We start from the raw sequence: 19931 nt of genomic DNA on the forward strand, positions 1-19931 counted from the left end.
AATATAAAAACTCAGCCTGACCGCTGAGTTTTTTGTTTAATTTTCTTTAAAAGTATTCACCAGTTTATCAAGGTTCAGGCTCCTTGCAGATGCGTCAAAAATCTCACGATAAGTTCCTTCTTTATTGTACAATTCATCATGAGTTCCATTCTCTACCACTTGTCCTTTCTTCATCACATAAATGGTATCTGAATCCAGAATCTGTGACAGGGAATGAGAAATGATAATCACTGTTCTTCCTTCTTTTATAGCATCCAGGGAATTTTTGATCTGTTCAGTAGCTATAGCATCAAGGCTGGCTGTGGGTTCATCCAAAAAGATAATCGGAGGATTTTTAAGAAATAATCTTGCAATGGCAATTCTCTGCTGCTGTCCTCCGGAAAGCTGAGTGGCATCATGCAGGTATTTGTCGGGAAGATCCATAATCTGCTCGTGCAGATAAGCTTTTTTTGCTGCTTCCTGAATTTCTTCAAAACTTGCATTCATATCTCCGTAGCGGATATTATCTTCTATGCTTCCCTGAAAGATATGATTTTTCTGAAGTACCAGCCCAAGGTCGCTTCTTAGAAAGGTATTGTCGTATTCATTAAGGTTAACTCCATCCAAAAGAATTTCTCCGGAATCCGGAAGATAAAATTTGCATAAAAGATTTATAACCGTGGACTTTCCTGCACCACTTAATCCTACCAAAGCCGTAGTTTTTCCATTTTCAATTTTCATAGAAACACCATGTAAAGCTTTAGTTCCGTTCGGATACGTAAAATCTACATTTTTCAGTTCAAAAGTTCCTTTGATTTGTTTTTCTACAAAGTCTCCGTTCGATTCCGTCTCGTTATCTGCATTCAGAATATCGAAATAACCTTCGGCATAGATCATGGCATCGTTCATATCATCATAAATTCTGTGAAGCTGACGAATGGGTGCTGAAACATTGTTAAAAAGCATGATATGAAGCATGATGGCACCAATTGTCATTTGCTGATCGAGAACCAGATAAACGGTTAAAAGAATAATCAGAACCACTCCGAACTGTTCTATAAAAGTTTTTAATCCATCATAAATAAAATTGGTTCTTCTCGTGATCATCTGGCTTTCCATCAACTCCATCTGAAGATCATATTGTTTTTTTCCTTCAAATTTTTCACGGACAAAACTTTTAATGACCATAATAGAATTGATCAGATTTAAAAGTCCGGATGTCTTTCTTTCCCTTTGATTTCTGAGCTGGCGGCGGACTCCTCCCAATTTTTTGGCCTGCAGAGAACTTATGTAAAAATAAATCGGAACAATAATCGTTGAAACAAGTCCCACATACACATTCTGCATGTACATAATGATCAGTGCAATAATCGCATTGGAAAAAAGAGGAAGGATATCAATGAAAAAGTTCTGAACCAGCCTTGTCAGACTTTCTATTCCACGGTCTATTCTGATCTGGAGTTTTCCGGACTCATGGTTTTCATCATTAAAATAAGCAACCCTGTAGGTTAAAATCTTATCAATCGCTGATTGTGCCAATACTGAGCTTACGTTGATTCTAATCTTCTCCCCATAAAATTTCTGTCCGAAATTGATAAAGATATTCAGCAATTCCTTTCCCAGTAAAATAATGGAAATGATGATAAGAATATGGATTCCCTCTGACATCGGATGCGGAAGGTGAGTAAGCTTTGTAACCTCATCTACTGTATATTTCAAAACAATTGGGTTAACCTGCGCAGCCAAAGCTCCGAGAAAAGTAAGAAACAGGGTTCCGTAAATCATTAATCGGTAAGGTCTGATAAATGGGACAAGCTGTTTATAAATTCCGAATAAAGTAACGGTTCTGTTAAAAGGTTTAGCCATAGAAATCATTTTAAATGAAAAACGTACCGCTTTCAAAAGAAAAAGGTACGTTTTATTATCATGTTCAGCAAATAAATGCTTTATATTTTATCCCTCATACATATAAGTCGTAAGATAGTGCAGTTCTTTTCTACTTGCTTCTTTAGACTCTGATTCCGCCTGTTCCAGAGAATATTGAGAATTAATTTCCTTTTTCTGGAAAACAAATGAGTTGTTGGCATTCTTATCCACAATATCATTAAAAATATGTTCAATTTCAGAATTCGCTAATGAAGCAAAACTGATATCTTCAAAACCATACATCAGTCTCAGATCATCAAACTGTCTGAAGTTTTCGTCTACAAATCCTTGTAACTGTGTTTTTGAATCAAAATTACCTGCCCAGATATTGTAAACATATTTTTTCTTTTTAGGCTTATCCAAAATACTCTGATAAACAAAGTTTTCACCCAGATACGCTTCTCTTACCTGCGGATCATTTGCCAGGTCTTCCGGAAGTCCTTCTTTCAGGATCTTTCCTTCAAACATGATATAGGTTTTGTTGGTAATTGCTAAAGTCTGCTGTACGTTGTGATCGGTAATTAAAATTCCGATGTTTTTATCAACCAGGCTTCTTACAATTTTCTGGATATCTTCTACGGCAATTGGGTCTACTCCTGCGAAAGGTTCATCCAGAAGGATAAAGTTCGGGCTTGTAGCAAGACAGCGTGCAATTTCGGTTCTACGTCTTTCTCCTCCGGAAAGAAGGTCTCCTCTGTTTTTACGAACATGCTGTAAAGAAAATTCTTCAATCAGTTCATCACATTTGATCTGCTGCTCACGCTTTGAAAGCTTAGTCAGCTGCAAAACTCCCATAATGTTTTCCTCTACGGAAAGTTTTCTGAAAACCGAAGCTTCCTGTGCCAGATACCCGATTCCTTTTTGAGCTCTTCGGTACATGGCATCGGTAGTAATCTCCTGTTTATCCAGGAAAATTTTTCCTGAAGTGGGCTTAACCAACCCTACGATCATATAAAACGATGTGGTTTTTCCTGCTCCATTCGGACCTAGCAAACCCACAATTTCTCCCTGTTGAACCTGTACAGAAACGCCTTTTACAACTTTTTTAGGACCGTATTCCTTGATTAAGTTTTCTCCTCGTAAAATCATAGGGCAAATATATCAAAAATATAAACTCGCAGATAGGCGAAACCGTAAAAATGCAAAAAGGTAAAGCTGTAAAATCTTCATCCACAAATTTGTTATTTTATCTTTTTATCCTCTTGCTCCTTGTAACTTTTTATTCCTTAAAGCTACTTATCATAAAATATATCAATCAATTACAAATAGTAAGAAATGGAAAATTACGGTTATACAAAAACAGAGAATGTACAAAACCAGCAAAGCAATGTCCCTTACCGCTCGGAAAAGAAAATCCCTGCTGCTATATTGGGAATTCTTGTGGGATGGCTGGCTTTAAATAAGTTTTATCTGGGTTATACCAAAGAGGGAATCATTCAGTTGGTTCTGAATGTCGTTACTTTTGGTGCAGCTTCAATTATTCCTTTTATTGAAGGTATTTTATATCTCTTTATGAGTGACAAACAGTTTGATGACACTTATGTTTATGGAAAAAAAGGGTGGTTATAAGAATTATTATCAACCCATTATAAATAAAAAAGAGACTGCCTATTTGGGTAATCTCTTTTTTTATTTGGATGAATTTAATTATTATTTGTTTAATAAGATAGCCGCCTCTTTTGCAAAGTAGGTAAAGATCATATCTGCTCCTGCTCTTTTGAAACACGTCAAACTTTCAATAATTGTTTTGTCATTATCCAGCCAGCCGTTTTGAGCAGCAGCTTTTACCATGGCATATTCTCCGCTTACATTGTATACTGCAATCGGAAGGTCAATCGCTTCACGTACTTTGGAAACGATATCCAGATAAGGAAGTCCCGGTTTAATCATGATCACATCTGCTCCTTCGTGGATATCTTTAAATACCTCGTTCAAGGCTTCACGGGTATTATGAAAATCCATCTGATAGGTTTTTTTATCTTTCGGAATTTCCATATCATCTTTCGGTGCACTGTCTAAGGCACTTCTGAAAGGTCCATAGAAAGAGCTTGCATATTTGGCTGCATAACTTACAATTCCTACATCTGTAAATCCGCTTTCTTCCAATGCTTCACGAATGATCTGTACTCTTCCGTCCATCATATCACTTGGTGCCACAAGATCGGCTCCTGCTTCTGCATGAGAAACTGACATTCTTGCCAGTGCATCATTGGTAGCATCATTTAAAACTTTTCCGTTTTCAATGATTCCGTCGTGTCCATAGATTGAATAAGGATCTAGGGCTACATCAGGCATCACAACCATTCCCGGAACAGCGTCTTTAATGGCTTTGATGGTGTTCTGCATCAATCCGTCTTTGTTCCAGGCTTCTTTTCCTGTATTATCTTTCAGGTGTTCTGACACTTTCATGTACAAATTGACAGCTTTTACTCCCAAAGAAAATAATTCCTTACATTCCTTCACTGTTAAATCTATACTCCGCCTAAAAATTCCCGGCATAGACGGGATTGCCTCCTGCTTGTTTTCGCCCTCCATTACGAAGATCGGCATTACAAAATCATCAGTTGTAAGCACATTTTCTCTTACCAAACTTCTGATAGATTCATTAACTCTAAGTCTTCTATTTCTTGAATGTATCATTTTGGAATACTTTTTGAATAAGTTTCTACAAATTTAATATAAGTTCTGCAAAAAACTATTGTACGAAATTGTAGAATTTATTACATTTGTTATATATATTCGAGAAATTATAAATTTGATGAAAAAACTTTTACTTTTATTTCTATTTGTAGGCACTTTTGTTGGATTTTCCAACAATTTAAAAGCTCAGCTTAGAGAGCCGGGTTCCATCACTCAAAAGGCGGATGATGGTGTATTGCTTGCCTATCCAAATCCTGCAAAGGATTTCCTTATTATTAAGGCAAAAGATTCTTCTTTAAGAATCAAAAGCGTGACTTTTTATTCAATTTTGGGTATGCAGGTTGCTAATTATACGGTAAATATGAATTCCGGAGAGATTAATATTGAAAAATTAAAACCCGGAAAATATATGATCCGATATATTTTAAGTGACAACACGCAGAAAGTTACTCAAATCGTGAAACAATAAATTAAAATCCTGATAATCATCAGGATTTTTTCTTTTACATTAATTCTGTTTTAATATTTCCGTAACTTTCGGGACTTTTTCATACTAATAGTAAAAAGAACAATTTAATGCTAAAAGCTGAACATATTAAAAAGACCTATAATGCCGGAAAAAAGGTCGCCCTGGATGATTTTAGCATCCATGTTCCAAAAGGCAGTATTTATGGCCTTTTAGGCCCCAACGGAGCCGGAAAAACTTCTTTTATCCGTATCATTAACCAAATTACACAGGCAGACTCTGGAGAAATCTTTATTAATGGACAAAAACTGAACCCAAGCCATATCAAAGACATTGGCTATATGCCAGAAGAAAGAGGGCTTTACAAAAACATGACTGTTGGTGATCAAATCCTATATTTCGGGGAACTGAAAGGAATGACCAAAAGTGATGCTTTGAATGAAGCCAAAAAATGGTTTGAAAAACTGAACATTGATCAATGGTGGAAGAAAAAGCTTTCTGAACTTTCTAAAGGGATGGCACAAAAAATTCAGTTTGTAGTTACCGTTCTTCACAGACCTCATCTTTTGATTCTTGATGAACCTTTTTCGGGTTTTGATCCTGTGAATGCCAACTTAATCAAAGATCAGATCATAGATCTTAAAAATAACGGAACAACCATTATTCTTTCTACTCACAGAATGGAAAGTGTAGAGGAAATGTGTGATTATGTTGCTCTGATTAATAATTCCAAGAAAATTATTGACGGAAGGGTTTTTGACGTAAGAGAAAAATTCAAGAAAAATATTTTTGGGATTACGCTTTCTGAAGTAAGCAGTGATCATTTTGAAAATTTCAAAAATAAATATGAGATCTTCAATTTATCTAATGAAAACAATCTTGTTTCTTTTGATCTGAAAAATGAGGAGAGCCAAAATAATGTGCTTCTTGATCTGGTACAGGTAGGTAAAGTAAGATCTTTCGACGAAAGAATTCCTAGTATGAATGAAGTGTTTATTAACGCTGTCAGTAACCATTCTTAATTTATGAATAATATTTTTTTAATTACCAAGAGAGAATTTCTTACACAGGTTAAGAAAAAATCTTTCATTATATTGACTCTGCTTGCTCCTGTTATGATTATTGCTTTTGGAGCAGTGGTGGGTTTAATGTTTAAAGCAAATGAGTCACATAGCATTATTGAGGTGGTGGATAAAAGCGGTCTGTTTACCAACCATCTTAAATCTAATGATAAATTAAACTACGTTTTTGTTTCCGCAGCTGATGAAAAGTCTAAGATTAACAATTTAAAAGGAAATGAATCTCTGGACGGCATTCTGATCCTTCCTGAGTTGAAAAATCAGAATTTCGATGCGCTTGAAAAAGAAGCAAGACTGGTTATCAACAGCAAAATAGGATTTGACACCAAGCAGCAAATTGTATCTGACATCAGCAATGTGGTCAGAAAAGAAAAAATCAAGCAATTGGGTATTCAGGAAACTCAATTAAATGATCTTGACAAAAACTTTACTTTAAAAACCATTAATGTTACGGATAATAATAAAGAGGATTCTGATCTTGCTTTTGGCGTTAAATCCGGATTGAGCATGGTTCTGATGTATGTTACCTTTATGTTCATCATTATTTATGGGGTAAGGGTAATGAGAAGTGTTCTTGAAGAGAAAAATAACCGTGTTGTGGAGATTATTATTTCTTCTGTAAAACCGTTTGAACTGATGATGGGTAAGATTCTGGGAGTAACAATGGTTGCTCTGACCCAGTTTTTGATCTGGATTACCATGTCTGTCATCGGAGCATTGGTATTAAATACAGGTTTTTCTCCGCTTCAGAAAAATATTCCGGGGGCCAATGAAGAGATTGCAAGTAAACTAGACATTGGACAGCTTGCTACCCAGATTTCTCACAGCTTGCTGGAACTGAACTTCCCGTTAATCATTTTTGTATTCATCGTTTTCTTCCTTTTAGGCTATGTCTTCTATAGCTCTATTTATGCAGCCATTGGTTCTGCTGTAGATAATGAAACAGAAACGCAACAATTTACTTTATTTGCAATTTTACCCTTAACATTAGGCATGTATGGAAGCTTCACACTGATGAATAATCCGGAAGGACCTTTAGGCTTCTGGCTGTCTATCATTCCGTTTACTTCGCCAGTTGCTATGATTGCCAGAATTCCATTTGGAGTTCCTGCATGGCAGATTGCACTGTCTATAACATTACTGCTGGTAACGACTATTTTCATGATCTTCCTTGCCGGAAAAATCTATCGTGTAGGTATTTTGATGTACGGAAATAAAGCTACTTTAAAAGAGCTTTGGAAGTGGATTAAGGGCTAATTAATCGAAATAGCAAAACGCTAATTTTATCTTTTGATTTTCCAAAAGATAGATCAATAAAAAAATCCCGGAAACTGAGTTTCCGGGATTTTTTTATTTTGAAATATTCTATTTGAATATGTAGCTTAAAGTAAGTGCAATTACCTGTTCTGATTTTTTCTTATCAGTACCCTTGGTTTCTTTAGCGAGACCAGGATAAGTATCTCCTAGACCTAGGTCATATTTTAAAGCTACTTCAAGTTGTCTTTTGTAGCTATATCCTACTCCCAGTCCAAGTCCCCAGTTAAAGCTCTTTGCCTTTCCATTTACGCCTGACGGCTGGTTAGGATCAGTAACATCCGGGTCATAATAAGGTCTGCTTACAGGAACGTCTTTTACGTTCTGGCTCAGTAAGAAGTTAAATCTAGGTCCTATTAATCCAAAGAATTCTGATTCAGCTTCAGAGAAATATCCTTTGAAATAAAGAGGAACACTCAGGTAGTTATTAGCATATACTGCATCATAACCGCTTACCCCTTTAGCATCTTTATCTTTACCTGTTTCTCCTGCACCATAGTACAGAACTTCAGGCTGAATAAAGAATTGGTTTGCCTTTCCTACGGGAATCAATGCCAATGCTCCAGCTTGGAAAGTGTATCTTGGGCCTGAAGGATTGTGGGCGTTAGATACTCTGGAGTAGTTTAAACCTCCTGTAACTCCAAATCTTGTACTTTTCCATTGCACCTGTGCAAAAGATAAGGCAGAAAGAGTTAAAGCTGAGGCTAATAAAAGTTTTTTCATATGGTGTGGTTTTATATTATCCAAGAATTTTTGCTACAGTAGCACCGATATCAGCTGGAGAATCTACAACGTTGATACCGTTTTCTCTCATGATTTCCATTTTTGCCTGAGCTGTATCTTCAGCACCACCAACGATAGCACCTGCGTGTCCCATTGTTCTTCCTTTTGGAGCTGTCTGTCCAGCGATGAAACCTACAACCGGCTTGTTAGATCCGCTTGCTTTGTACCATCTTGCAGCTTCAGCTTCAAGACCTCCACCGATTTCACCAATCATTACAACTGCTTCAGTTTCAGGGTCATTAATGAATAGCTCTAATGCTTCTCTTGTTGTTGTTCCGATGATTGGGTCACCACCGATACCAATTGCTGTAGAAATACCGTAACCAGCTCTTACTACCTGGTCAGCAGCTTCGTAAGTAAGGGTTCCTGATTTTGAAACGATCCCTACTTTTCCTTTTTTGAAAACGAAACCTGGCATAATACCAATTTTAGCTTCTTCAGAAGTAATGATTCCAGGGCAGTTTGGTCCGATTAATCTGCAGTCTCTGTCAGCGATGTAAGATTTTACTTTTACCATATCAGCTACAGGAATTCCTTCAGTAATACATACAATCACTTTAATTCCTGCTTCAGCAGCTTCCATGATAGCGTCTGCTGCGAATGCCGGTGGTACGAAAATGATACTTACGTTTGCTCCTGCTTTTTCAACAGCGTCAGCTACTGTATTAAATACCGGTTTTCCTAAGTGCTCGCTACCTCCTTTTCCTGGAGTAACACCACCTACTACGTTTGTTCCGTATTCAATCATCTGACCAGCGTGGAAAGTTCCTTCATTTCCTGTAAATCCTTGTACAATTACTTTAGAATCTTTGTTTACTAAAATTGACATTTTATTGTTGTTTTAATTTATTTATTTTCAGTTTATACGTCTTATACGTTCAGACAAAAATAATGATTATTTGTCGTTAAAAAAATTTTTAAATCTGATTTTATTCATCATATCTTTTCAACAGATCGATTAAATCTTCTTCCTTAAGTCTGTTGTAATTAATATTTTCAATCAGTGGTTCCAGCTCGGGTTTATCAGCCGTTAATTCCTTCAATTTCTTCCTGTTATTGACAAAAAGACTTAACGGTTGTCTTATATCTCCTTTGTATAAAACATCTGATGTAAGAGTGGATCCGTCATAACCATGACGTCTGTATGCTTTCAGCCATTTTATTTTTCTACCATCATATACCAGTTCTACCAAAGTTTTGGTTGATTCTAAAGGAAAATAAATAAAAACTCTTGGCTTTCCTTTAAGATCTACGAACTCAATTTTTTGAATTTCAGATGGTTGATATTTAATAGCTTGTCCATTTTCCAGAATTTTGACCTTCCTGTCCGAAATAGTTATTTCATCAATCTGATTACTATCAAAAAGATTAGTTATAAAAGGTATTTTAGCATCTACAGTTCTGTTATCACTAAATGTAACCTTTGATTCGATCTGTGATTTCTGAGCGAAACTTATTGAATATATAAAAAGAAATAGAGCTAATAAATTCTTCATCATAGTTTTCTCAGTTTTACTTCTTTTTTCAGATAGGTTTTGAAATCTTCTGCAAACATCCCGATATAGGTTCCTTTTTCCAGATCTCTGTTCACTCCGGTTTTTCCTAAAAGTACAGATCCTGCCTCAATTTTATTTCCGGAAGCAATTCCCACCTGCCCCCAAAGCGTCACCTCATCTCCAATGACACAACATCCTGCTATTCCTACCTGAGAAGCAATCAGACATTTTTTTCCGATAACAGTATCGTGCCCGATTTGAATCTGGTTATCCAAAACAGAACCTTCACCAATGATGGTAGAGTCTGTAACTCCTCTGTCAATGGTACAGCCATTACCAATCTCTACGTTGTTTTCAATGATAACATTTCCTACAGAAATCAGACGGTCAAAGTTTCCATTCAGTTTTCTGTAATAAAATGCGTCACCTCCTAAAACGGTGTTAGACTGAATAACAACATTATCCCCGATTTCGGTACGGTCTCCAATCACAACATTTGGAAAGATAAGGGTATTTTTTCCAATTTTCACATTGTTTCCGATCACTGCAGAATGGTGAACTTTTGTGCCCTCTCCTATTTCAACATCATGAAGCTCTTCTGTGAAATTATATATTCGGGTAAAATGAGTATTGATTTTATTAAAGTCTCTGAAAGGATCATCAGAAACCAAAAGTGCTTTGCCTTCAGGGCATTCTACTTCTTTATCAATTAAAATAATAGTGGCTGCAGAGTTTAATGCTTTGTCATAATATTTAGGATGGTTTACAAAGACAATATCACCAGGTTTTACCATATGAATTTCATTGGTTCCCAATACTTCAAAATCTTCCGGCCCTACAAATGCTGAGCCTATTAAATCTGCAATCGTTTTAAGCTTTTGCGGAGAATGGAATCTCATAACAATAGATTTTCTTATAAAACAAAATTCGGACTGCTGATGCAAACCGAATTTATGTAATTTTTATTTATTCTTTTACTCTTTCTAAGTAGCTACCGTCTTCAGTGCTTACTTTAATTCTGTCTCCCGGTTCAATGAACAAAGGAACCATTACTCTTGCTCCTGTTTCAACGATTGCGTTTTTAAGAGCATTGGTTGCAGTGTTTCCTTTTACCCCTGGATCAGCTTCGATAACATCAAGATATACCGACTGTGGAAGTTCAGCAGAAAGTGGTGTTTCATCAGCTTCTTTCAAAATGATTGTTACTTCTTCACCAGCTTTCATAAACTGAGAGTTTTCAATCATTTCTTTATTGATGTATAACTGAGAGAAGTCATCATTGTTCATGAAGTGGAATCCGTTCTCATCATCATACAAATACTGGAACTTTCTGGTGATTACTTTTACTTCATCAATTTTGTGTCCAGCAGAGAAAGTGTTATCAATTACTTTACCGTTGGTTACTGACTTTAGTTTTGTTCTTACGAAAGCAGGTCCTTTTCCTGGTTTTACGTGAAGAAACTCAATTACTTTATAAATATCATTGCTATACTCGATACATAGCCCTTTTTTGATATCGTTACTTGTTGCCATTAATATATTATATTCTTTTATTTATTATTCTCTTTATTTACCAAATCAACTATATCCTCTAGGTAATACTGATTGGCTTTTAGTTTTGAAATCACCTCCGGATCATTATCTGTAAGTTTAACAATAAGTTTTGTATCCACTACCAATCCAAAGCTGACATCTCTTTTATCAGAGGTATTATTTGATTTTTCAATATCAACCAAAAGAACCTTGTAAGAATTTCCTTTTTTATCCTTCCACGCAAACTTAGGTGTTAAACCTGCATTCAAAGCACCTCCTAACAAGCCTCCTCCGTAAGGATTATTGTATGAAATTGCTTTTTTATCTTTTACTTCATCCAGATAGATCAAAAAATATTTCTTCCCGATTACATTGACTCTTGCAAATGTATCAAAAGAATAGATATACGCTGCATAGGTCATGCTAAAATACAGGTTATCCTGATACTTCATCAGCCATGCTCTATTCTCCTTCTTTGCCTTTTTATCCGTATCTGCAAATCTGAATGCCGACATTTTGATGTAATCTTCATTCTGACTTTTTACTTCTGCATAAACATTGGGTTTAGCCAGGCTGTCTTTTTTATAGTCTGAGAAGCCGTAATAGAACTCCATCCCTGTTATCCTTTGGTTCTGGGAAAGGCAAAAATGGGAAATTGCCAATGCAAAAAGAAAAGATAATTTTTTCATTAATTACTATCTTTACCTGTTCCGTAACCTTTTACGATACCTCTTGGTGAATTTTGAATAAACTGTAAGATTTCATCTCTTTCAGCCGTTGGAAGCATTTCTTTTTCAATATGGGAAATAGCCTGAGAAACGTTCATCTTCATCTGAAAGATCGCTCTGTAGATTTTCTGGATTTCAAAGATCTTTTCGTTAGTAAAACCTCTTCTTCTTAAACCAACAGAATTGATCCCAGCATAAGACATAGGCTCTCTTGCTACTTTTACATAAGGTGGAATATCTTTTCTTACCAGAGTTCCTCCGGAAATCATGACATGTTTTCCGATTTTACCAAATTGGTGAACTGCTGATAAACCTCCCATTACCGTATAATCTCCAATCTCCACGTGCCCTGCAATACCACAACCGTTGACAATGATAACGTGATCTCCGATAACGCAGTCATGGGCAATATGCGAAGTTGCCATAATAAGACAGTGGGCTCCAATTTTGGTAAACCCTAAGGCTTTTGTCCCTCTGTTTACGGTAACACATTCTCTGATTGTCGTTTCGTCACCGATAATCACCTGGGTATCTTCACCATCAAATTTCAGATCCTGGGGAATTGCAGAGATTACCGTTCCAGGGAAAATCCTACAGTTTTTTCCTATTCTTGCACCATCCATAATGGTTACATTAGGACCAATCCATGTTCCTTCTCCAATTTCTACGTCCCCTGCAATGGTAGTGAAAGGTTCTACGATTACATTTTTGCTGATTTTCGCACGTTTATCTACGGCTGCTAATTGATGAATCATTTAATCAACTTTATTTTTTGCAACTTGAGCCATAAGCTCTGCTTCTACTGCTACAGTATCTCCTACATATCCATATCCCTGCATATGAACAATTCCTCTTCTGATAGGCTCTATCAATTCAATTTTGAATATAAGCGTATCTCCCGGAATTACTTTTCTCTTGAATTTCACCTTATCAATTTTGATGAAATAAGTAGAGTAGTTTTCAGGATCCGGAACGCTAGCCAGTACAAGAATTCCTCCTGTCTGTGCCAATGCTTCTACCTGAAGTACTCCAGGCATTACAGGTTCTTTAGGGAAGTGTCCAACGAAGAATGGCTCATTCATCGTAACATTTTTCAGACCTACCACGTGAGAATCTGAAAGTTCAAGAACCTTATCAATCAATAAAAATGGAGGTCTGTGAGGCATAAGCTTCATAATTCCGTTGATATCGAATACGGGTTCTTTTGTCAGGTCAAAATCCGGAACATTTTTCTTTTTCTGCAGTTTCCACTGACGGTTCAGTTTTTTTGCAAACTGAGTGTTTACAAAGTGTCCAGGTTTGTTGGCAATTACCTTACCTTTTATTTTCACTCCTGCCAAAGCAAGGTCACCAATTACATCCAGTAATTTGTGTCTTGCAGCTTCGTTAGGATAATTTAAATTAAGATTGTCCAGAATACCATTGGGTCTGATCGATACATTGTCTTTTCCAAAGGCTTTCTTTAATTTTTCTGTAGTTTCAGGCGTAAGATCTTTATCTACATATACAATAGCGTTAGAAATATCTCCACCTTTGATCAAACCATGATCTAAAAGCATTTCCAACTCATGCAGGAAGCTAAATGTTCTTGCTGATGAGATTTCGTCTTTAAATTCTGAAATATTTTTAAGAGTAGCATTCTGAGTACCTAATACTTTAGTCCCAAAATCTACCATGGTAGTTACTTCGTAAGTATCTGAAGGAATAATTGTGATTTCCGAACCTGTAGCCGGATCACTGTACGTAAGAACTTCTTTTACCACAAGATATTCTCTTGCTACCGTTTGTTCTGCTACTCCAACACTTTCGATTGCTTCCACAAAGTATTTTGAAGATCCGTCCAAAATTGGAGGTTCAGAGGCATCCATTTCTAAAACTGCGTTGTCAATATCACAACCAACCAGGGCTGCTAAAAGGTGTTCGCATGTGGTAATTTTTACCCCTAATTTTTCTAATGTAGTTCCTCTTTCTGTTGCTACAACATAATTTACATCTGCTTCTACCTGAGGATGTCCCTCCAAGTCTGTTCTTACAAATACAAAACCTGTATTTTCTTTTGCAGGTTTAATGGTAAGTTTTACTTCTTTACCCGTATGAAGGCCAATTCCAGAAAGAGTTACCTCTTGCTGAAGTGTTTTTTGCATATCACTCATTAGTATTATCTTTTGAGTTATTCTCAAGATTATTTATTCTATTTACTATTCCAGGTAAGTTCCTGAAATGAACATAGCTCCTCAAATAGTCATTGTAACTGATAGCCGGTGAGCCGTACAATGTTTCTCTGTCATTAACGCTGGAATTCACGCCACTTTGAGCCTGGATTTTCACCTGATTTCCTATTTTGATATGTCCTACAATACCTACCTGACCACCAATCTGATTCCAGTCACCAATTGTAGTAGAACCGGCAATTCCCGCTTGTGCAGCAATCACATTATTCTGACCAATTTTCACGTTATGAGCAATCTGAATCAGATTATCAATTTTAGTTCCTTTACCAATAATAGTAGAGCCTATTGTAGCTCTGTCAATACTACAGTTTGAACCGATTTCAACATCGTCTTCAATAATTACATTTCCAAGCTGTGGTATTTTTTTGAAGCCTTCAGCGGTTGGCTGGAAACCAAAACCATCACCTCCAATTACCGTATTGGAATGAATGACACAGTTATCCCCAATAATACAGTAGTCGTAAATTCTGGCTCCACTGTCTATTTTACAGTTTTTACCAATTTTCACTCCTTTTCCTATATATACATGTGGATAGATCTGTGAACCTTCCCCGATTTTAGCTTTCTCAGAAACATAAGTAAATGCCCCAATATAGGCTTTATCTCCTATAACAGCAGTATCATGAATGGAAGATCCATTCTCAATACCTTCTTTTCTCCCCTGCATTTCCTGATATAAATTCATCAGAATCTGAAAAGAAAGATAGGCATCCTTTACAACAATTAAGGTAGGGTTATAATGATTTTTCTCCAGAAGTTGTTCTGAAACGATAATAACAGAGCATTTTGAGCTATCCAAAAAATGAGAAAATCTATCTTGTGCTATAAAAGAAAGATGTCCTGATTCCCCATTCTCAATTGGTGAAACTCCCGTAATAAGTGCATTCTCGTCACCTATTATTTTTCCGTCAATAAAACTTGCAATTTGCGAAGCTGTAAATTCCATATTCTGCAAAGATAAGAAATTCTATAATTTGCAAACATGTTTTAGTTTCAGATCGTAAATTTTAATATTCTTTAAGAGTCCAATTTGGAGATATCTCTTGGAAACATAAGGATATAACGAGTGGTTTTATTCACGATCAACCCTGATAAAAGCTGATCTTCCGACTCGTGCAGCCTCGTTCTCCTGCCATTTTTATGCAGTAAATAAATCGGCTGTTTCTCTGCATGATAGGGCAATAATTTTCTTTTAATTTCATGAACCAATTCATTACCATTATCAATTCCAAAAAATTCATTACTCTTTTTTATTTTTTCATCAATTATTTTCTCGTCAAATGGATGAGATGAAATGATTGTTTTAGGTAAATTTCTCTGAATTACACATTTACACCAGTATGACAAGACAAAATCATCCGAATTCTGCCATTCTTTCATCGCCTGAATTACGTCATTATCATCAAGTTTCGTAAATCGTTCTACATCTTCGTCCGTTGCGGCACTCTTTTCACGGTATAAAAAATATTTCAGATTATCCGTTGCAGGAAGCTCTGTACCCTGAGAAATCAGATATTTTGCTCTTTCAAGAATTTTAACCAAAAGAAACTCTGCTAAAGCTGAAGTTTTATGATAGTACACCTGCCAGTACATAAACATTCTGGCGGTCAGGAAATTTTCAATGGAATAAATGCCTTTTGCATCAATCACCAGCTCCCCTTCTTCACATACATTCATCATGGAAATAATTCTTTGGGTATTAATATTACCTTCTGATACTCCGGTAAAAAAGCTGTCTCTTTTCAGGTAATCCAGACGATCAACATCCAGTTGGGAAGAGATCAGCTGGTTAAAAAATTTTCTATGATATTTCCCCTGAAACATTTCAATCGCCATTGAAAGTTCCCCTTTGAATTCTTCGTTCAGCTTGTTCATCAACAGTAAGGAAAGATTTTCATGATGCCAGTCATCCATCAGCATACTTTCAAGGGCATGAGAAAACGGACCATGACCAATATCATGCATCAGAATAGCCAGCATTGCTCCTTTTTCTTCTTCCTCAGAAATTTTCACTCCTTTCTGTTTCAATGTTTCCAAAGCCGTAAACATCAGATGCATTGCTCCCAGCGCATGGTGAAATCTTGTATGGGTAGCACCGGGAAATATAAGGTTCAAAAGTCCGGTCTGCCCGATTCTTCTTAATCTCTGAAAGTAAGGATGCTCAATGATATCAAATAAAATTTCGTGTGGAATTTTGATAAATCCGTGAACAGGATCGTTGATGATTTTTAGCTTATTCTGCATTGAAACGTCAATATTAGTAAACAAAGTTAGGCATTTTAAATTTGAGTTATGATTAATTTCATGTTAAAAGAAAATCTGTTTCCCTTCAGGATTAATTCCTTAAAAACGTTTGTCATTGTTGTATTTTAAGCCTATCTTTGATTGAGAAAACACGATAACTTTTAATGAGAAAATACTCTCTTTTCCTTTTATTATTTTTAAGCTTACATTTTTCCGCACAAGTTATCACTGAGACCCAAAAACTGGAGTCTCTCTGCAGAATTTGGGGATTTTTAAAATATTATCATCCTCATGTTGCCAAAGGAAATATAAACTGGGACAAACAACTTTTTCAGAAGATTAATGAACTGGAACATATTCATGACAAGCAGTCTCTTAATACCCTTTATTCTGATTGGATCACCAACCTTGGAGAAGTTCCTTTGTGCAAAGAATGTTCAGTAAAGGATCAGAAAGTTTATTTCCTTAAAAATTTTGATCTGCGCTGGATTGATAATTCGCAAATTTTCTCTGATGATGTATCTCAAAAACTCAGATATATTGAAAATAACAGGAATCTTGGAGACAATCACTATGTTGGAAAAGGCGGAAGAAAAATATACTTCAGAAATGAAAAATCATATGGCTCTGAATTTACTTCCCAAACAATTAGTCTACTGGAATTATTCAGGTACTGGAATTATGTAGAATATTTTTTTCCTTATAAATATGAAACCGATCAAAACTGGAATGATGTTCTTTCCGAAATGATCCCAAAATTTCTCATGATTGATAATGACGAAAATTTTCACCTGACATTAGCAGAACTCGTCACTAAAACGGATGACTCACATGCCTTTATTTCTTCAAAAGAGATTCAGCTTAATCAGTATGGTAAAAGAAAAGTTCCTGTAGAATATTCTTATGCTGAAGGAAAACTGGTTGTTACAAAAATCAACAACACACGATCCAGAAACAGCAGTCCTTTGCATACCGGTGATATTATTTATGATATTGAGGGTAAAACAATTCCTCAAATGATCAATAGCCTGGGAAAATATGTTCCTGCTTCCAACTCATGGGGCAAGGTCAGCAAAATAAAGGACAAACTTCTCTTCAGCAACAATGATTCTATTTCTGTAAAGATTGAAAGAGAGGGGCAAAATCTGGAAATAAAAACCAAAACCTATCTTGTCAAAGATATCTTTCATGAAAAAACGGTGGCTCCCAAAAAGTGGAAATTCATTGATGATGAAAAGAAAACCGGGTATGTTAATATGGGAATGATAGAAAAAGAAGATCTGGATGAAATGTACAGAGAGTTGAAATCTACAAAATCCATTATCTTTGATATAAGGAATTACCCTAAACAAACCATTATTCCTTTAAGCTATCTTCTGCTTCCAGAGCCATCCGTGTATTATCAGTTTACTTTTCCTGATACCAGCTATCCCGGAAAGTTCTACAGCAGAAAAAATGTGACCGGCAGAAAGAATCCTGAATACTATAAAGGAAATGTAATCGTTTTAGTAGATGAGAATACACAGAGCCAGGCAGAGACCACAACAATGATGTTCAAACAGCATCCGAAAGCTAAAATTATCGGCAGCAATACTTCCGGAGCTAACGGAGATGTTATTATGTTTAAAATTGCTGACCTGGACACACGGTTCACTGGCCTTGGGGCTTATTATCCTGACGGCAGGGAAACTCAAAGGATAGGAATAATCCCGGACATTCTTGTAAAACCCAGTGTAGAAGGAATTAAAAACGGTAAAGATGAAGTCCTGGAAAAGGCTTTGGAATATATAGAAACCATTCCTTAAATGGAACAAAAATGTGAAATATTTCACGGTATTTCCATTTAACTAATATTTAACTTTTAATCTTTCGATTTTGTGAGATTTTAAAAGGATTTGGTCAAAATTTTGATACAATAACCATGTAAAAAATAAATTATGTCAGAAAAGATATTATGGATCGATGATGAAATAGATTTACTTAAACCTCATATCGTATTTTTAGAAAAGAAGGGTTACCAGGTAACTCCTGTTAATAATGTGAATGAGGCTTTGGAACTTATGGATTCAGAGAAATTTGCTTTAACGCTAATTGATGAAAATATGCCCGGCATTTCCGGATTGGAAGCCATTCCTATGATTAAGGAAAAAGATAATGCCTTAAAAATCGTCATGGTGACCAAAAGTGAAGAGGAACACATTATGGAAGAGGCTATTGGTTCCCAGATTGCCGATTATATATTAAAGCCTGTAAATCCTAACCAGATATTGCTTTCCCTAAAGAAAAATCTTCAGGAGGATAATCTTGTTGAACAAAAAACTATTTTGCAGTATCAGCAGGAGTTCAGGAATCTTTCTATGGAACTTTCTTATCTGAGAACGTATCAGGAATGGGCTGAATATTATAAAAAGATCCTCAGCTGGGAAATCAAGTTTGATAAAGTAGCAGACAATGAATTTGCCGACCTTCTGCAGTCTCAGAAAGAAGAAGCAAATATTCAGTTTGCTAAGTTTATTGAGAAAAACTATGCAGATTGGCTTATTGATTCCGACAAGCCTCTGATGAGCCATACCCTCTTCAAGGAAAAGGTAAAGCCTGAAGTGGAAAAAGAAAAAGTTCTTTTACTGATGGTTGATAATCTTCGTTATGACCAATGGAAAGTGATTGAGCCTTTATTTACAAAATATTACAATAAAATCTCAGAAGATTACTACTACAGTATTCTTCCTACCGCAACACAATATGCGAGAAACTCTTTCTTTGCAGGATTGATGCCATCCGAGATTGAGAAACGTTTCCCGGACAAATGGTTTAATGATAATGAGGAAGGAAACAAAAATGAATTTGAGCGTGATTTCCTTGAAGATCAAATGAAGAGAATTGGTCTCGGATCAAAGTCTATGAAGTATCTTAAAGTACTGAACGCTGATTTTGAAAGAAAGATCTATGATGATTTCAATCAGCATAAAAATAATGATCTATTGGTCATTGTATACAATTTCATTGATATTCTTTCCCACGCAAAAACAGATAACCATATTGTAGATCAGCTGATCCGTGATGATAAAACGTTCCGTTCTCTTACCTTCAACTGGTTTGAAAACTCTTCTTTACTGAAGATCATTAAAACCGCTGCAGAAAATGGATATAAACTGGTTATCACTACAGACCACGGAACGGTATACGTGAAAAAGCCAAGTAAAGTTGTAGGAGACAGAGAAACGTCTACGAATATCAGATACAAAACAGGTAAAAGTTTAACGTATGATGACAGTGATGTATGGGCAATTACCAATCCTGAAAAGCTTTTCCTTCCAAAAGGAAATTTAAGTTCGAAATATATTTTTGCTAAAAACAATATATTCCTGGCTTATCCTAAAAATTACAATCATTTTGTAAATTACTATAAAGAAACTTACCAGCATGGGGGGATTTCACTGGAAGAGTGTATCATTCCCATCAGCGTTCTAGAACCCAAGTAGTTTTTTTCATAGTTTATTTAATTTTGGGTT

The 19931-nt window shown here is 35.9% G+C and carries 18 protein-coding genes and 1 pseudogene; 6 read left to right on the top strand and 13 right to left on the bottom strand.

The features are described 5' to 3' along the window. Positions 1-36: 36 nt before the first annotated feature. Both CQ022_RS09715 and lptB read right to left on the bottom strand, forming a co-directional pair. Positions 37-1764 (bottom strand): ABC transporter ATP-binding protein, encoded by a 1728-nt coding sequence (locus CQ022_RS09715; protein WP_105681804.1) that lies wholly within the window; start codon positions 1762-1764, stop codon positions 37-39. Positions 1765-2268: 504 nt separating this feature from the next. Beyond that, a pseudogene (gene lptB / locus CQ022_RS09720) lies at positions 2269-2994 on the bottom strand (LPS export ABC transporter ATP-binding protein); the annotation flags it as partial. A 186-nt stretch (positions 2995-3180) separates the two neighbouring features. On the opposite strand from lptB, the gene CQ022_RS09725 reads away from it, so the two are divergent. After that, a complete protein-coding gene (locus CQ022_RS09725; protein WP_105681209.1) occupies positions 3181-3474 on the top strand; it encodes a TM2 domain-containing protein in 294 nt (97 codons plus the stop codon). Positions 3475-3555: 81 nt separating this feature from the next. On the opposite strand, the gene hemB is transcribed toward CQ022_RS09725, so the two are convergent. Further along, entirely contained in the window at positions 3556-4545 is a 990-nt protein-coding gene (hemB, locus tag CQ022_RS09730) for a porphobilinogen synthase (RefSeq protein ID WP_079242899.1), read from the bottom strand. A 118-nt stretch (positions 4546-4663) separates the two neighbouring features. On the opposite strand from hemB, the gene CQ022_RS09735 reads away from it, so the two are divergent. The 3 genes from CQ022_RS09735 (at position 4664) to CQ022_RS09745 (ending at position 7347) form a co-directional block, all read left to right on the top strand. Continuing rightward, positions 4664-5014 carry a T9SS type A sorting domain-containing protein gene (locus CQ022_RS09735; RefSeq protein WP_103231678.1) on the top strand — a complete coding sequence of 117 codons (351 nt, stop codon included), beginning with the start codon at positions 4664-4666 and terminating at the stop codon, positions 5012-5014. A gap of 107 nt (positions 5015-5121) precedes the next feature. After that, on the top strand, positions 5122-6033 hold the full coding sequence (locus CQ022_RS09740) for an ABC transporter ATP-binding protein (protein WP_105681210.1): 912 nt from the start codon (positions 5122-5124) through the stop codon (positions 6031-6033). A 3-nt stretch (positions 6034-6036) separates the two neighbouring features. Further along, positions 6037-7347, top strand: coding sequence for an ABC transporter permease (locus CQ022_RS09745; protein WP_105681211.1), 1311 nt, complete (start codon positions 6037-6039; stop codon positions 7345-7347). 108 nt (positions 7348-7455) lie between these two features. On the opposite strand, the gene CQ022_RS09750 is transcribed toward CQ022_RS09745, so the two are convergent. The 10 genes from CQ022_RS09750 to CQ022_RS09795 form a co-directional block, all read right to left on the bottom strand. Further along, positions 7456-8127, bottom strand: coding sequence for a porin family protein (locus CQ022_RS09750; RefSeq protein WP_105681212.1), 672 nt, complete (start codon positions 8125-8127; stop codon positions 7456-7458). A gap of 16 nt (positions 8128-8143) precedes the next feature. Continuing rightward, positions 8144-9016, bottom strand: a complete 873-nt coding sequence (sucD, locus tag CQ022_RS09755) for a succinate--CoA ligase subunit alpha (RefSeq protein WP_047378735.1) — start codon at positions 9014-9016, stop codon at positions 8144-8146. 100 nt (positions 9017-9116) lie between these two features. Beyond that, positions 9117-9686 carry a hypothetical protein gene (locus CQ022_RS09760; RefSeq protein ID WP_105681213.1) on the bottom strand — a complete coding sequence of 190 codons (570 nt, stop codon included), beginning with the start codon at positions 9684-9686 and terminating at the stop codon, positions 9117-9119. Further along, positions 9683-10582, bottom strand: coding sequence for an LpxD N-terminal domain-containing protein (locus CQ022_RS09765; protein ID WP_105681214.1), 900 nt, complete (start codon positions 10580-10582; stop codon positions 9683-9685). The genes CQ022_RS09760 and CQ022_RS09765 overlap by 4 nt, the downstream gene beginning before the upstream one ends. Before the next feature lie 67 nt (positions 10583-10649). Next, positions 10650-11216, bottom strand: a complete 567-nt coding sequence (gene efp / locus CQ022_RS09770) for an elongation factor P (protein ID WP_105681215.1) — start codon at positions 11214-11216, stop codon at positions 10650-10652. A 17-nt stretch (positions 11217-11233) separates the two neighbouring features. Beyond that, the gene (locus CQ022_RS09775; protein ID WP_105681216.1) at positions 11234-11905 is read right to left on the bottom strand and encodes a hypothetical protein; all 672 of its coding nucleotides are present in this window, start codon (positions 11903-11905) and stop codon (positions 11234-11236) included. Next, positions 11905-12699 carry an acyl-ACP--UDP-N-acetylglucosamine O-acyltransferase gene (gene lpxA / locus CQ022_RS09780; protein ID WP_105681217.1) on the bottom strand — a complete coding sequence of 265 codons (795 nt, stop codon included), beginning with the start codon at positions 12697-12699 and terminating at the stop codon, positions 11905-11907. The genes CQ022_RS09775 and lpxA overlap by 1 nt, the downstream gene beginning before the upstream one ends. Then, positions 12700-14097: a bifunctional UDP-3-O-[3-hydroxymyristoyl] N-acetylglucosamine deacetylase/3-hydroxyacyl-ACP dehydratase gene (locus tag CQ022_RS09785; RefSeq protein ID WP_105681218.1), complete on the bottom strand. Its 1398-nt coding sequence runs from the start codon at positions 14095-14097 to the stop codon at positions 12700-12702. After that, on the bottom strand, positions 14090-15121 hold the full coding sequence (gene lpxD / locus CQ022_RS09790) for a UDP-3-O-(3-hydroxymyristoyl)glucosamine N-acyltransferase (RefSeq protein WP_105681219.1): 1032 nt from the start codon (positions 15119-15121) through the stop codon (positions 14090-14092). The genes CQ022_RS09785 and lpxD overlap by 8 nt, the downstream gene beginning before the upstream one ends. A 71-nt stretch (positions 15122-15192) precedes the next feature. After that, complete coding sequence (locus CQ022_RS09795; RefSeq protein ID WP_105681220.1) at positions 15193-16419, bottom strand: HD domain-containing protein; 1227 nt, start codon at positions 16417-16419, stop codon at positions 15193-15195. A 164-nt stretch (positions 16420-16583) separates the two neighbouring features. Here CQ022_RS09795 and CQ022_RS09800 point away from each other — a divergent pair, with 164 nt between their 5' ends. Together CQ022_RS09800 and CQ022_RS09805 are read left to right on the top strand one after the other, a co-directional pair. Further along, positions 16584-18224, top strand: coding sequence for a S41 family peptidase (locus CQ022_RS09800; protein WP_105681221.1), 1641 nt, complete (start codon positions 16584-16586; stop codon positions 18222-18224). Between the two features lie 132 nt (positions 18225-18356). Then, a complete protein-coding gene (locus CQ022_RS09805; RefSeq protein ID WP_105681222.1) occupies positions 18357-19901 on the top strand; it encodes a bifunctional response regulator/alkaline phosphatase family protein in 1545 nt (514 codons plus the stop codon). Positions 19902-19931: the final 30 nt, after the last annotated feature.

Source organism: Chryseobacterium culicis, from assembly GCF_002979755.1.
Classification (GTDB): domain Bacteria; phylum Bacteroidota; class Bacteroidia; order Flavobacteriales; family Weeksellaceae; genus Chryseobacterium; species Chryseobacterium culicis_A.

Excerpts from the sequence above, each read along its gene's own strand:
- CQ022_RS09715 (WP_105681804.1), bottom strand. The coding sequence starts at position 1,764 with ATGATTTACGGAACCCTGTTTCTTACTTTTCTCGGAGCTTTGGCTGCG.
- hemB (WP_079242899.1), bottom strand. The coding sequence starts at position 4,545 with ATGATACATTCAAGAAATAGAAGACTTAGAGTTAATGAATCTATCAGA.
- CQ022_RS09735 (WP_103231678.1), top strand. The coding sequence starts at position 4,664 with ATGAAAAAACTTTTACTTTTATTTCTATTTGTAGGCACTTTTGTTGGA.
- efp (WP_105681215.1), bottom strand. The coding sequence starts at position 11,216 with ATGGCAACAAGTAACGATATCAAAAAAGGGCTATGTATCGAGTATAGC.
- CQ022_RS09795 (WP_105681220.1), bottom strand. The coding sequence starts at position 16,419 with ATGCAGAATAAGCTAAAAATCATCAACGATCCTGTTCACGGATTTATC.
- CQ022_RS09805 (WP_105681222.1), top strand. The coding sequence starts at position 18,357 with ATGTCAGAAAAGATATTATGGATCGATGATGAAATAGATTTACTTAAA.
- CQ022_RS09785 (WP_105681218.1), bottom strand. The coding sequence starts at position 14,097 with ATGAGTGATATGCAAAAAACACTTCAGCAAGAGGTAACTCTTTCTGGA.
- CQ022_RS09800 (WP_105681221.1), top strand. The coding sequence starts at position 16,584 with ATGAGAAAATACTCTCTTTTCCTTTTATTATTTTTAAGCTTACATTTT.
- CQ022_RS09750 (WP_105681212.1), bottom strand. The coding sequence starts at position 8,127 with ATGAAAAAACTTTTATTAGCCTCAGCTTTAACTCTTTCTGCCTTATCT.
- CQ022_RS09745 (WP_105681211.1), top strand. The coding sequence starts at position 6,037 with ATGAATAATATTTTTTTAATTACCAAGAGAGAATTTCTTACACAGGTT.
- CQ022_RS09725 (WP_105681209.1), top strand. The coding sequence starts at position 3,181 with ATGGAAAATTACGGTTATACAAAAACAGAGAATGTACAAAACCAGCAA.
- CQ022_RS09775 (WP_105681216.1), bottom strand. The coding sequence starts at position 11,905 with ATGAAAAAATTATCTTTTCTTTTTGCATTGGCAATTTCCCATTTTTGC.
- CQ022_RS09765 (WP_105681214.1), bottom strand. The coding sequence starts at position 10,582 with ATGAGATTCCATTCTCCGCAAAAGCTTAAAACGATTGCAGATTTAATA.
- lpxD (WP_105681219.1), bottom strand. The coding sequence starts at position 15,121 with ATGGAATTTACAGCTTCGCAAATTGCAAGTTTTATTGACGGAAAAATA.
- sucD (WP_047378735.1), bottom strand. The coding sequence starts at position 9,016 with ATGTCAATTTTAGTAAACAAAGATTCTAAAGTAATTGTACAAGGATTT.
- CQ022_RS09740 (WP_105681210.1), top strand. The coding sequence starts at position 5,122 with ATGCTAAAAGCTGAACATATTAAAAAGACCTATAATGCCGGAAAAAAG.
- lpxA (WP_105681217.1), bottom strand. The coding sequence starts at position 12,699 with ATGATTCATCAATTAGCAGCCGTAGATAAACGTGCGAAAATCAGCAAA.
- CQ022_RS09760 (WP_105681213.1), bottom strand. The coding sequence starts at position 9,686 with ATGATGAAGAATTTATTAGCTCTATTTCTTTTTATATATTCAATAAGT.